Annotated in this window: 12 protein-coding genes; 8 read left to right on the top strand and 4 right to left on the bottom strand. The window is 70.5% G+C overall.

Translation table 11 applies throughout. The features are described from left to right. The first annotated feature begins 576 nt into the window (after nucleotides 1-576). The gene (locus HNR23_RS14985) at nucleotides 577-1410 is read left to right on the top strand and encodes an AMP-binding protein (RefSeq protein WP_184076164.1); all 834 of its coding nucleotides are present in this window, start codon (nucleotides 577-579) and stop codon (nucleotides 1408-1410) included. 64 nt (nucleotides 1411-1474) lie between these two features. On the opposite strand, the gene HNR23_RS14990 is transcribed toward HNR23_RS14985, so the two are convergent. Continuing rightward, nucleotides 1475-1993: an ATP-binding protein gene (locus tag HNR23_RS14990; RefSeq protein ID WP_184076165.1), complete on the bottom strand. Its 519-nt coding sequence runs from the start codon at nucleotides 1991-1993 to the stop codon at nucleotides 1475-1477. A gap of 524 nt (nucleotides 1994-2517) precedes the next feature. Between HNR23_RS14990 and HNR23_RS14995 the strand changes: the two genes are divergently transcribed. From HNR23_RS14995 to HNR23_RS15015, 5 genes are all read left to right on the top strand, one after another. Continuing rightward, nucleotides 2518-3489, top strand: a complete 972-nt coding sequence (locus tag HNR23_RS14995; protein WP_184076166.1) for a nucleotide-binding protein — start codon at nucleotides 2518-2520, stop codon at nucleotides 3487-3489. A gap of 512 nt (nucleotides 3490-4001) precedes the next feature. Further along, on the top strand, nucleotides 4002-5579 hold the full coding sequence (locus tag HNR23_RS15000; RefSeq protein WP_394353779.1) for an ABC transporter substrate-binding protein: 1578 nt from the start codon (nucleotides 4002-4004) through the stop codon (nucleotides 5577-5579). 44 nt (nucleotides 5580-5623) lie between these two features. Then, nucleotides 5624-6574, top strand: coding sequence for an ABC transporter permease (locus HNR23_RS15005; protein WP_184076167.1), 951 nt, complete (start codon nucleotides 5624-5626; stop codon nucleotides 6572-6574). After that, on the top strand, nucleotides 6571-7458 hold the full coding sequence (locus tag HNR23_RS15010; protein WP_184076168.1) for an ABC transporter permease: 888 nt from the start codon (nucleotides 6571-6573) through the stop codon (nucleotides 7456-7458). The genes HNR23_RS15005 and HNR23_RS15010 overlap by 4 nt, the downstream gene beginning before the upstream one ends. Further along, complete coding sequence (locus HNR23_RS15015; protein ID WP_184076169.1) at nucleotides 7458-9104, top strand: ABC transporter ATP-binding protein; 1647 nt, start codon at nucleotides 7458-7460, stop codon at nucleotides 9102-9104. The genes HNR23_RS15010 and HNR23_RS15015 overlap by 1 nt, the downstream gene beginning before the upstream one ends. Before the next feature lie 76 nt (nucleotides 9105-9180). Here the strand turns inward: HNR23_RS15015 and HNR23_RS15020 are convergent, their stop codons facing one another. After that, entirely contained in the window at nucleotides 9181-9594 is a 414-nt protein-coding gene (locus HNR23_RS15020) for an SSI family serine proteinase inhibitor (protein WP_184076170.1), read from the bottom strand. Nucleotides 9595-9783: 189 nt separating this feature from the next. Beyond that, nucleotides 9784-10458 carry a TetR/AcrR family transcriptional regulator gene (locus HNR23_RS15025; RefSeq protein WP_184076171.1) on the bottom strand — a complete coding sequence of 225 codons (675 nt, stop codon included), beginning with the start codon at nucleotides 10456-10458 and terminating at the stop codon, nucleotides 9784-9786. Nucleotides 10459-10641: 183 nt separating this feature from the next. Between HNR23_RS15025 and HNR23_RS15030 the strand changes: the two genes are divergently transcribed. Then, entirely contained in the window at nucleotides 10642-11502 is an 861-nt protein-coding gene (locus tag HNR23_RS15030) for an ABC transporter permease (protein ID WP_343070569.1), read from the top strand. Next, nucleotides 11495-12325 carry an ABC transporter ATP-binding protein gene (locus HNR23_RS15035; RefSeq protein WP_184076173.1) on the top strand — a complete coding sequence of 277 codons (831 nt, stop codon included), beginning with the start codon at nucleotides 11495-11497 and terminating at the stop codon, nucleotides 12323-12325. The genes HNR23_RS15030 and HNR23_RS15035 overlap by 8 nt, the downstream gene beginning before the upstream one ends. Before the next feature lie 6 nt (nucleotides 12326-12331). Here HNR23_RS15035 and HNR23_RS15040 read toward each other — a convergent pair whose 3' ends face one another. Next, complete coding sequence (locus HNR23_RS15040) at nucleotides 12332-12751, bottom strand: SSI family serine proteinase inhibitor (RefSeq protein ID WP_184076174.1); 420 nt, start codon at nucleotides 12749-12751, stop codon at nucleotides 12332-12334. Nucleotides 12752-12919: the final 168 nt, after the last annotated feature.

A 12919-nucleotide genomic window follows, 5' to 3' on the forward strand; every position in this document is an offset into this window, starting at 1 on the left:
ACCTGCACTTTCGTTGTCGCATGCATACGCACCCGCAAAAACTACATATGCAACTGCACACGAGGATGCATGTGCAAAAGCGCGCGAGAACGCTAGGGTCTGAGCCATGAGATCGCACTCCGCCGTGACCCGTACGGCGACCGGCACGAGGGCGCCTCATGCGCCCTGGAGCGCCGATCTCCAGGGAGCCGCGGAGGCGACGACCGTGTGGGATGGAACAGCCGGCCGATGTCGGCCCCCGTCCGGCGCGGGGGCGACGGGGCGGGCCCTGCCCGCCTCCTCCGCCACCTCCGGGGCATCGCTGAAGAACCGTGCGTCCGCGGGTGCGCAGAGGGGAGGCACCCGCGGCACCGACAGGCACGGTGCCTCCGGGCTCGCCACGTGGAGGGGGCGTGACGAGCCCGGACGGCGATATCGCGGCCGGCGCGCCGGCGCCCGCACCGGCTTTCCCATGACGACCGGCCCTTCCGGGAGCGGGAACCGCCCCGGTCGGGGCGCGGGTGTCGGCCTCGGTGACGGTGCGGACTTCACCAGCAGTGGCGGCTTGGATGTGGGGGATGTATGAGGGTCGGCCGATTGACCGGACGCTCCGGCCTCGAATGGCCGTTTCCGGCGGATGACGGCACCGGGCCCGTGGGGTCGCTCACCGGCGGGCTGGCCGACCGCCTGCGGCGCCGCGGCGGGCGCGCGACGGTGGCCCCGGCCCGGGACGGCCGCCCGGTGGACACCCTGTCGTTCGCGGTCACCGTCGAACGGGCCGCCGCCGGGCTGAGCCGCAGGGGGATGTGCCCCGGTGACGTCGTGGGGGTACTCGCCCCGGTCTCACCCGAGCGGCACACCGCCATCTACACGGTGATGGCCGTCGGCGGCATCGCACTGCCCCTGGAGCTCACCTCCGACCTGGAGACCCTGATCGAGGTGCTCACGCGGACGGACGTCCGGCTGCTGCTGGTGACGGTCCCCCTCGCCGGGATCGCGCTGGAGCTCGCCGACCGCTCGCGGGTCCGGCAGATCATCGCGTTCGGCGAGGCGCCCGACACCACGCCGTTCAGCGAGCTGCTGCTGCCCAGCCCCGACGGCAGCGGGTACGACCCCGCGCGCGGGCTGTTCGACAACGGGATCCTCGCCTACCAGGGGTCCGCCAACAGCGTCCTGACCACCCTGCACAGCCACACCGACCTGCTCGGTACCTTCCGGCGGCTCTCCGCCGACCTGACGCTGACCGCCGAGGACACCGTCGCCGTCGACCCCCACATGCCCGAGACCGTCCGGTCCGCGCTCGTCGCGGTCGCGCTGTGGAACGGGGCGTCGGTGGTCACCACGACCAGCGAGACCGAGGCCGACCTGCGCGAGGACCTCAAGGCCTTCGACGTCACCGTGCACGGCTCGCCGGTGCCCGCCCGGATCTGACAGCGCGTCCGGACGATCACCTCCGGCCCGCGGCCGACCGGCCCGCCCGCCGGGGGCGGCGGGCTCAGCCGGCGCCGGGGGACCCGCCCGGGTCGGGGACGTCGATCTCGAACCACGCCACGTGCGTGCTGTCGGTGCGGTACTCGCCGCTGCGCGAGGTGCAGCTCTCGATGATGAGCTTGCCGCGGCCGTAGTCCCCGTGCCCCTCGCGACTGTGGCCGCCGGAGGCCGCGCCGTCGCTCTTTTCGCCCTGGTCGGCGACGGCGACGCGGACACGGTCGCTGTCGCGGCGGATGAACAGCGTCATGACTCCGCCCACCTGGCCGGAGCGCGAGTGCAGCAGCGCGTTGGTGGCCAGTTCGCTCGCGGCGAGTTCGGCGTCGTCGAGGAGGGGGGTGGGGATGCCGGTGCCGGTGAGGAAGTCGCGCACCCGGGCGCGGATGGAACGGACGGCGGTCAGGTTTCCGACGCAGCTCCACACCGTGTGGTCGGTGGCCGGTTCGGCGAGCTCGGTCGCCTCTAGCGTGGGCGCGTCGAAGGGGTCGGCAGCGGCGTACTCCCGGAGTCGCTGCGAATCGGTCATCCCCGTGTCACTCCCATCACCCGGCTGTGGCCGATGGCCTCACCTTAGACAACGGCGCACCATGAACAGGACAGCACACGGCGGCCCCGATGATCTCGCATACCCCACAAAACATGGCCACGTGTCCCATCGCGATACGACAAAGGAAACGGTCGCCGCTTCACGAAATCACCTCTGACCAGCAAGTTCGTGGCAATCGCCCGGTCCGGGCGGCCGGGCGCGGCCACAACCGGCCCGATCCGCCGCGGCCGCGGCGGATCGGTAACGACACGATCCGGTGAAATCACCGTCACCACTCCGAATGTGCAACGATAATCGTTTCCATCGGGATGCCCCCGGCGGCGCCCGCGTCCGCCGCGGTTCCGGCCGCGCGCTCCCGCGGCGCCCCCACGGCACATCCGGCCCGCCCTCCGAGCGGTCGCGCCCGGCCCGACCGGGCCACCCGCTTCCCGCGGGCACCGCCGCACGCCCGCCGGGGATCCCGACCGGCTGTACACCCGAAACGGAAACGGAAGAGGCCCCAGGTGCGAATCGCATTCGCCGGTAAAGGCGGTAGCGGGAAGACCACGCTCTCCGCCCTGTTCACCCGCTACCTCGCCGACACCGGACTCCCGGTGGTGGCGATCGACGCCGACATCAACCAGAACCTCGGCGCCGCGCTCGGCGTCGAGGACGGCGCGTCGGCCCGTGTGCCCCCGCTGGGGGCACACGTCCGCGAGATCAAGGAGCTGCTGCGGGGCGACAACCCGCGCATCGGATCCGTCGACGAGATGGTCAAGACGACACCGCCGGGGCGCGGCTCCCTGCTGCTCGACCTCTCGGCCGCCAATCCCCTCCACCGCCGCTTCGGGTGCCCGGCGGGGGGTGCCACCCTCATGGCCACCGGCCCGTTCGAGGAGAGCGATCTGGGCGTCGCCTGCTACCACTCCAAGATCGGCGCGGCCGAGCTCTACCTCAACCATCTCGTCGACGGCCCCGGGGAGTACGTGGTGGTGGACATGACGGCCGGGGCGGACTCCTTCGCGTCGGGGCTGTTCACCCGCTTCGACGTGACGTTCCTGGTGGCCGAGCCGACGGTGCGCGGCGTCGGTGTGTACCGCCAGTACGCCGACTACGCCCGCGATCACGGCGTCGCCATCCGGGTCATCGGCAACAAGGTCCAGGACGCCGAGGACGTGGAGTTCCTGCGGGAGCAGGTCGGCGACGCGCTCGCCGCCTGCTTCGGCCGGTCGCGGTTCGTGCGCGCGATGGAGAAGGGGCAGCACCCGCCGCTGGACCGGCTGGAGGGGGACAACCTCAAGACGCTCGCCTGGATGCGCGACACCGTGGACGCGACGCCCAAGGACTGGGCTCGCTTCACCCGGCAGGGCGTGGAGTTCCACCTGCGCAACGCCCGCGCGTGGGCGGACCGGGCGACCGGCGCCGATCTGGCGACGCAGGTGGACCCGGAGTTCGTCATGGGGCCGGAGGCGCTCGCCAACCAAGCAGTCGCTTGATATGCGACAAAAACCCACAAATCAACCTTAAACAACAAGGTTTCGCTACCTGACGACATCGATTGCGTCACGCCGCCGGAGCCCCGAGACGCGCTTTCGGGGCTCCGGCGCACGCTTTTCCGCAATGCGCACCGACCACACGGCGCCACTCCCCCACACGCCCAACCCCGCTGCTCACCAACGCTTCCGCGCACGAATCCGACACATCCCGAAATGCTCCGATCGGACACGACTCGCACTCATCGTAACCAGATGAACACGGTTTGACGTAGGAATCGGGGCTGGTGAACATCTACAAGGTCTGGCGCGAGCCGTGCGCGCCGCGGACTGGGCCCACCATGACCTGCGTTCACCACGAACCGTGCGCACGGTGGACCCCGACCGCGGTGCTTCTCGGCGCGCGCCGCCCCCACCCACAGGGCTCATCCCCCCGTCACCCGGTCGGCTCTCCGCACGGGGCCGCCGCCTGGTGCCGTGCCCGCACTCCTGTCCCCGGCTGAACGAGGTCCCCAGTGCCGTCTCTGCCCCTGCCCGACCACCGCCCGCACTCGACCCCCGCGCCCAGCCGCCGCACCGTCCTGATGGCCGGTGCCGCCGGAGCCGCCGTCCTGCCCGCCCTGTCCGCCTGCGGCGGTGGCGACTCGGGCGGCACCGAAGGCGGGCGGCTCCGGGTCGGTGTCGCCGGCGGCTCCGCCAAGGACACCCTGGACGCGCACAAGGCCACCGACAACACCGACATCGCTCGCGTCTACAACCTCTACGACGGCCTGTGCGGCTTCAACCCCGACTACTCCATCGAGATGGTGCTCGCCGAGTCGGTCGAGCCCAACGACGACGCCACGATGTGGACCGTCAAGCTCAAGGAGGGGCTGAAGTTCCACGACGGCTCCGACGTCACGGCCGACGCCGTCATCTTCACGCTCAACCGCATCACCGACCCCGACGACCCGGGCAGCACCGCGGAGCAGTTCGCCACGCTCGACCGCGACAACATGGAGAAGGTCGACGAGCTCACGGTCGAGCTGCCGTTCACCGATCCCTACGTCAACCTGCTGGAGGTCTTCGCCGAGTACGGCGTGGGCATCGTCCCGGAGGGCTACGACCCGCAGAACCCGGTCGGCGCCGGCCCCTTCAAGTTCTCCGAGTTCACCCCGGGCGAGCGCAGCCTGTTCGTGAAGCACGAGCAGTACTGGCGCGACGGCGAGCCGCACATCGACGAGCTGGAGATCCTCAACTTCCCCGACGAGACCGCCCGGGTCAACGCGCTGGTCGGCGGGCAGGTCGACGTGATCAGCCAGCTGCCGCACAGTCAGATCAAGGTCGTGGAGGCGGACGACAACCTGGACATCCTCGACTCCGAGACCGGCATGTGGCTGCCGTTCACCATGCGCGTCGACCAGGAGCCCTTCGACGACGTCCGGGTCCGCCAGGCCTTCCGGCTCATCGTGGACCGCGAGGAGATGGTCGAGCAGGCCCTGTCCGGCTACGGCAGCGTCGGCAACGACATGTACAGCCGTTTCGACCCCGGCTACAACGACGACCTGCCGCAGCGGGAGCAGGACATCGAGGAGGCCAAGAAGCTGCTGGCGGAGGCCGGCTACTCCGACGGCCTGGAGGTCGAGCTGGTCACCGGAGAGATCAGCCCCGGTGCCGTGGGCGCGGCCCAGGTCTTCAAGGAGCAGGCCAAGAAGGCCGGGGTCACGGTCGACCTCAAGCAGGTGACCTCCACCGAGTTCTTCGGCGACAACTACCTGCAGTGGACCTTCGCCCAGGACTACTGGAGCAGCCGCAACTACCTCGCGCAGGCCGCCCAGGGCTCCATGCCCGACGCCGCCTACAACGAGACCCACTGGGACGACGAGGAGTGGATCGAGCTCATCCAGAAGGCCCGGGGCACCGTCGACGACGACGAGCGCGCGGAGATCCTCAAGGAGGCCATGGAGATCGAGTACGAGCGCGGCGGCTACATCGTCTGGGGCTTCGTCAACACCGTCGACGGCTTCCACAAGAAGGTGAAGGGCCTGGAGCCCTCGGTCACCGGTCACCCGCTGACCTCCTACGGGTTCCGCCGGGTCCGGATCGACGACTGACGCGACCGGCCGCCCACGAAGACTCCGCCAGAGAGTGACCAACGATGATACGCCTGATCCTGCACCGCCTCTTCTACGGGTTAGTGACCCTGTTCGTGGTCTCACTCGTGGTGTTCCTGGCGACGCAGGCGCTGCCTGGGGACGCCGCTCAGGCCATGCTCGGCCGTGAGGCCACCCCCGAGCGCCTCGCGGCGCTGCGCGACCAGCTCCGGCTGAACGACCCCCTGGCCGTCCAGTACGGCAGCTGGATCGCCGGGATCTTCACCTTCGACCTCGGCATGTCGTACGCGGCCAACATGCCGGTCGCCGACCACCTGGCGCCGCGCGTCACCGCGAGCCTGTCGCTGATGGCGATCGCGGCCCTGGTGGCGACCCCGATCTCGCTGCTGCTGGGCGCTTACAGCGCGCTGCGGCGCGACCGCGCCCTGGACCACGGCACCTCGATGGCGACGCTGATCCTGGCGGCGATCCCCGAGTTCGCCGTCGGCATCCTGCTGATCCTCGCCTTCTCCACCGGATGGCTGCAGCTGTTCCCGGCCGTCTACGCCGGGAGCGCGAGCGACGTCATGCGCGACCCCCGGCAGCTGGTGCTGCCGGTGGCGACGCTCGTGCTGGCGGTCAGCCCGCCGATCATCCGGATGATGCGCGCCTCGATGATCGAGGTGCTGGAGAGCGAGTACGTCCAGCAGGCCCGGCTCAAGGGCCTGCCCGAGCGCACCGTGATCCTGCGCCACGCGGGCCCCAACGCGATCGGCCCGGTCGCCCAGGTCATCGCGCTCCAGCTGGGCTGGCTCGCCGGCGGTGTGGTCGCCATCGAGTTCCTGTTCCGCTTCCCGGGCATCGGCCTGGCGCTGATGGACGCGATCGACACCCGCGACATCCCGGTCATCCAGGCGGTGACGCTCTTGATCGCGGTCGTCTACATCGTCGTCAACCTGCTCGCCGACGTCGTGGGCCTGGCCGCCAACCCGAAGGTGAGGGTGTCGTCCCGATGAGCAGCACTGTGACCCCCGCCGCGTCGGCCCCGCCCACCCCCGCCAGGCGCCCCGGCCTGATCCGGACCGCCTGGGGGCACGGGCGCACCCGGGTCGGCGTCCTCTTGGCCGGACTCATCGTCCTGATCGCGGTGGTCGGCCCCCTGGTCAGCCCGTACAGCCCCACCGAGTTCGTGGGCACGCCCAACTCCACCGACGTGGAGGGGGCCCTGTTCGGCACCGACCAGTTCGGGCGCGACGTCCTCAGCCGCTTCCTGCACGGCGGCTACACCCTGATCTCGATCGCCGTCGTCTCGGCGCTCGCCGGCGTGACGGCCGGCGCGGTCCTGGGCATCGTGGCCGGCTACCTCCGCGGCAGGACCGACGAGTTCGTCATGCGCGCCAACGACATGATGCTCGCCTTCCCGCAGCTGGTCCTGGCCCTGCTGGTGATGTCCATCATCGGCCCCAAGGTGTGGCTGATCATGGTGCTCATCGCCGTGTCCCACGCCTCCCGCGTCGCCCGGGTCGCCCGCGAGGCCACGCTGAAGGTGGTCGAGCAGGACTTCGTCAAGGCCGCCGAGGCCATCGGCCTGCCCCGGGCGCGCATCATGGCCACCGAGATCCTGCCCAACATCACCAGCCCGCTGCTGGTGGAGCTGGGCCTGCGGATCACCTACTCGGTCGGCCTCATCGCCACCCTCAGCTTCCTCGGCATGGGCCTGCAGCCGCCCATCGCCGACTGGGGCCTGATGATCAACGAGAACCGGGTCGCCATCACGGTCCAGCCGTGGGCGGTCGCCCTGCCGGTGGCCGCGGTCGCGATCCTGACCATCGGCGCGAACCTCATCACCGACGGACTCTCCCGGGCGTCCATCGGCATCGACCGAGGGGTGGAGAAGTGATGACAGCACCGTCAGCGAAACCCGCGGGGGCCGCCAAGCCCGCCGCCGACATCGCCCTGGACGTCCAGGGCCTGACCGTCATCGGCCGCCCGTCCGACGTCGAGATCATCTCCGACATCACCCTGCGGGTGCGGCGCGGCGAGATCCTCGGCCTGGTCGGCGAGTCCGGCTCCGGCAAGACCACGCTCGGACTGTCCCTGCTGGCCCACTGCAAGCGCGCCACCGAGGTCGTCCGCGGGGACATCACGGTCTCCGGCACCTCGCTGGTCGGCCGAACGCCGACCGAGATCCAGCGGCTCCGCGGGCGGAAGGTCGCCTACATCCCGCAGTCGCCGGCCTCGGCGCTCAACCCCGCGCTGCGGCTGCGCACCCAGCTGGGCGAGGCGCTGCACAACTGGGACGAGGCCGCGATGCCGGCCATGGACCGGGTCCGGGAGGTGCTGCGCGAGGTCGTGCTGCCCGACGACGACGCGTTCCTGGCCCGCTACCCGCACCAGCTGTCGGGCGGGCAGCAGCAGCGCGTGGCCATCGCGATGGCGTTCGTGGGCCGCCCCGACCTCATCGTCCTGGACGAGCCCACGACCGGCCTGGACGTCACCACCCAGTCGCACGTGGTGGAGACCATCCGCCAGATGACCCGCGACTACGGCACGGCCGGGGTCTACATCAGCCACGACATGGCGGTGGTGGCCGAGCTGGCCGACGACATCGCGGTCATGTACCGCGGCGACGTCGTGGAACGGGGCCGGGCGGCCGAGGTGTTCGCCGACCCGCGGCACCCCTACACGCGCAAGCTGCTGCGCGCCGTGCCCCGGATGAAGACGGACGGGCACACCGCCGACGCCTCCGGCACCGCCGACCTGTCCGACGCGCCCCTGCTGCACGTCCGCAACCTGCAGGCCAGCTACGGCAGGACGGTGGTGCTGGAAGGCATCGACCTGGACGTCATGCCCGGCCAGTGCGTCGCCCTGCTCGGCGAGTCCGGTTCGGGCAAGACCACCCTGTCGCGCGCCATCGCAGGGCTGCACCACCAGTTCACCGGGAACGTGACGTTCGACGGTGACGAACTGCCGCCCAGCAGCTACCGGCGTACACCGGAGCAGCGGCGCCGGGTGCAGTACATCTTCCAGAACCCCTACGAGGCCCTGAACCCCCGCAAGCGGGTGCGCGACCTGATCCTGGGGCCGGTCACGCACCTGCAGGGAAAGGTCGCCGACCCCGACGCCGCCGTGGCCGACGCGCTCCGGCGCGCCGCGCTCCCGGCGGCCTACGGGGACCGTTTCCCCGAGCAGCTGAGCGGCGGCGAGCGGCAGCGGGTGTCCATCGCCCGCGCGATCGCCACCGGCCCCGACATGCTCGTCTGCGACGAGATCACCTCGGCGCTGGACGTGTCGGTGCAGGCGGAGATCGTGCAGCTGCTGCGCGGACTGCAGGACGACGGGCTGTCCCTGCTGTTCGTCACGCACGACATCGCGCTGGTGTCCAACATCGCCCAGCAGGTCGCGGTGTTGAACAAGGGCCGGATCGTGGAGTACGGGCCGGTGGGCGAGGTCGTGTCCGCCCCGCAGCACGACTACACCCGGGCACTGATCGCCGACACGCCGGTCTTCGGCGACGCCGCCGCGGAGCGGCGCGCGATCGCCTGACACCGGGCCGCACATCACCGTGGGGGCGGCGCACACGCGTCGTCCCCGCAGTCGTCCGTCGCCCGGCTCCGACCCCTCAGAAGTGGAACACCGCGCGGGTGGAGTCGCGCAGCACGCATTCGTTGGGGAAGGTCTCCGCGTACCGCTCGGCTCCCTGGGCGAACGCCGTGACCGGGTCGTAGCTGAGGGGGCAGATCTCGCCCCGCGCCGGGATGCCGGCGATGGAACCGAAGGCGTCGATGTCCTCGCACGCGTGGCGCGCCTGCGAGTGGGTGCCACCCGCCGGGTTGCAGGTCAGCACCGCGCTGCGGGCCCCTTCCCACTCCAGCGACCGCCCCCGGTCGGACTGCGACCCCGGGACGACGGCGATGTGGTAGATATCGGCGCCCTGGCCGTCCACCCCCTGCGGCGCGGCATGGGCCGCTCCGGTGACGAGAGGCGCCGCGAGCGCGAAGGCACCGGCGACCGCGAGAGTGTGCCGAATCCTCATCGGGTTTCCCTTCCCCTTTCCTGCACTGTCCTGCACTGACCGGCCATGGGGCGGCACGACGAACGCGCCACAGCGGAAGACTACCGAATTTTCACGGCCAAACACTCAGAGTGACCACTCTCGCCCCGCGCCATCCGCCGGGACGCCCCGCGCCGGGGGCGCCGGGTCCCCGACGAGGCGGCCGGGCGCCTACACGCGCGCACTCCCCAGCGCGGCCGTCGCCGCGTGAGCGAGGCGGTCGAGGTAGTCGGCCGCCGCGGCGCCGCGCGTCACGGCGAGCCGCCAGTACAGCGGGCCCAGGATCATGTCGAACGCCAGGTCCACGTCGGTGCCCTCGGGCAGCTCGCCACGCTCCACCGCGTTGCGGATCACCACGGAGCTGATGTTCTGCTGGGTGTCGCGGATCGCGGTCTCCAGCGTCCGGGCGATCTCGGGGTTGCGCGCGGCCTCGGCGAGCAGGTCGGGAACGATCTGGGACGCCAGGGGATGCCGCAGCGCATAGGCCCCGGCCTCCAGCAGGTCGCGCACGTCGCCGTAGAGCGAACCGGTGTCGGGCACCGGGGTGACCTGGGCCGCGGCGACCGAGACCACGTCGATGACCATCGGCAGCTTGGAGTTCCAGCGCCGGTAGACCGCCGTCTTGCCGACTCCGGCGCGTTTGGCGACCGCCTCGATCGACAACCGCCCGTACCCCACGGCGGCGAGCTCGGCGAAGACCGCGGCGCGGATGGCCTGGGTGACGTCCTCCTGGAGCACGGCGGCTCCGGCCGGGGAGCGGCGGCGCGGCGGCTTCGCCTGCACCGGTTCCTTCCCCGACCGGTTCACCGACTGTTCGTCCTTCTCGGGTATCGCGGCGGCGGACATGCCCCTACCCTAGCCGAGCGCGACGACGAAACGGTTGCGTTCTATCGATGTGTCGCGTACGCTCACGTATCGACGAAACGGTTGCGTCCCATCGCTGGGGCGGTCGACCGCTCTTCCACCACCTTCGAGGGCCCATCCGCAGTGAGCACACAAGCAGTACCGGCAGACTCGGCAGAGCAGGCCGTGAGCCCCGCGGCACTCGCGGCACTCCACGGCCTCACGGACTCCAGCGCCCGCCCCGGGCTGCTCGACTACGTTCGCCGGTTGTGGGGCCACCGGCACTTCATCAGCGAGTTCGCCAGGGCGAAGTCCACCACCAAGTACAGCGGCGCCCGGCTGGGCGGACTCTGGCACGTCATGACGCCGCTGCTCAACGCGGCGGTGTACTACCTCATCTTCGGTCTGCTGATCGGCACCAGCCGCGGGGTCCCCGATTTCATCCCCTTCCTGGTCACCGGCGTCTTCATCTTCACCTTCACCCAATCCTCCGTGCTCAGCGGCGTCCGCGCCGTCTCCGGCAACCTCAGCCTCATCCGCGCCCTGCACTTCCCCCGCGCCGCACTGCCCATCGCCCTGACACTGGTCCAGCTCCGCCAGCTGCTGGTGTCGATGCTGGTCCTGCTGGCCATCGTGCTGGCGATGGGGCAGGTCCCGCAGTGGTCCTGGCTGCTGGCGGTCCCCGTGCTCGCCATCCAGTCGCTGTTCAACACCGGCCTGGCGCTGATCGTCGCCCGGCTCGGCAGCACGATCACCGACCTCGCCCAGCTGATGCCGTTCGTGCTGCGGACATGGATGTACGCGTCCGGGGTCATGTACTCGATCGCCCACATGGCGGCGCACGCCCCGGCGGCCGTCCGCACCCTCCTCGACCTCAACCCCGCGGCGATCTACATCGACCTGATGCGGTTCGCCCTCATCGACAGCTTCACCGCCGCACAGCTGCCCCCGCACGTGTGGGCCATCGCCCTGGCCTGGGCGCTCACGGCGGCCGTCGGCGGCTTCGTCTACTTCTGGATGGCAGAGGAGCGCTACGGCCGTGACTGACCAGCAGACCCTCCCCCCCGCCGAGCCGACCGCCCCCGGGGCCGCACCGGCCCCGCCGACCGTCATCGTCGACGACCTGCACGTCACCTACCGGGTCCACGGAGCGGGCGGCGGCAAGGTCGACCGCGGCGGCGGCGCCACCGCGGCCCTCGCGCGCATCCTCACCCGACGGCGCGCCACCGGAGCGCGGACGGTGCATGCGGTCAGGGGCGTCGGCTTCACCGCCCATCGCGGCGAGGCGATCGGCCTGATCGGCTCCAACGGCTCCGGCAAGTCCACCCTGCTGCGCGCCATCGCCGGGCTGCTGCCACCCGCGAGCGGCCACGTCTACACGGCCGGCCGGCCCTCGCTCCTCGGCGTGAACGCGGCACTGATGAACGATCTCACCGGTGAGCGCAACGTGATCCTCGGCTGCCTCGCCATGGGGATGACGCCGGAACAGGTGCGCGAGAAGTACGACGGCATCCTGGAGTTCTCCGGTATCAACGACAAGGGCGACTTCGGCTCGCTTCCGATGCGCACCTACTCCTCCGGGATGTCGGCGCGCCTGCGGTTCGCGATCGCGGCGGCCAGGAGCCACGACGTTCTGATGGTCGACGAGGCCCTGGCCACCGGCGACGCCGCCTTCCGAAAGCGATCCGAGGCGCGCATCCGCGAACTGCGGGAGAAAGCCGGAACCGTCTTCCTGGTAAGCCACAGCAACAAGTCCATCCGGGACACCTGCGACCGGGTGTTGTGGCTGGAGCGCGGCGAACTGGTCATGGACGGCCCCACCGACGAGGTCGTCACGGCCTACCAGGAATTCAACGACAAGGAGAAGTAGCCGCCCCTAGAACTGGAAGACCGCTCCCTTGTCGGAGTTCAGGCACCACCGGTTGGAGTAGGTCTCGCGGTATTTCTCCGACCCCACGGAGAACGCGGTGACCGGGGAGTAGATCCTCGGACAGTACGCACCCTGGGCGATGCGGGCGATGGATCCGGACTCCGCGATGAGCTCACACGCCTTCTCCGCCTGGGGGTGCGAACCGCCCGCCGGGTCGCAGGTCAGCGTCGCCGACTCGGCCTTCGACCAGTCCAGCGGCCACTGCGGGTCGGTCATCGAACCGGGGACGACGGTGAGCTTGTAGACCGAGGCGGCAGCGCCGGCGTCGACACCGTCCTGCACCCCGGCGTGCGCGGCCCCGGTCGACATCGCACCGGCGACCACCGCCGCACCCACCACCGCACCGAAGTTCTTCCAGAAGCTCATGAGGGGTCTTCCTCTTTTCTACGTCCTACGCCAGGTAAGCGATAGGCCGACAAGTCGTGCGCCCCAATACGGACGCGACCATGTATAACACATGATCGCGAATTCCGAATATCACTACAGAATTCAACAGAATTCCGACGAGAAATCCAGGCCCGCCGGTCGGCCTTG

The sequence above is a fragment of the Nocardiopsis mwathae genome (assembly GCF_014201195.1).
In the GTDB taxonomy this organism is placed as follows: Bacteria; Actinomycetota; Actinomycetes; order Streptosporangiales; family Streptosporangiaceae; genus Nocardiopsis_C; species Nocardiopsis_C mwathae.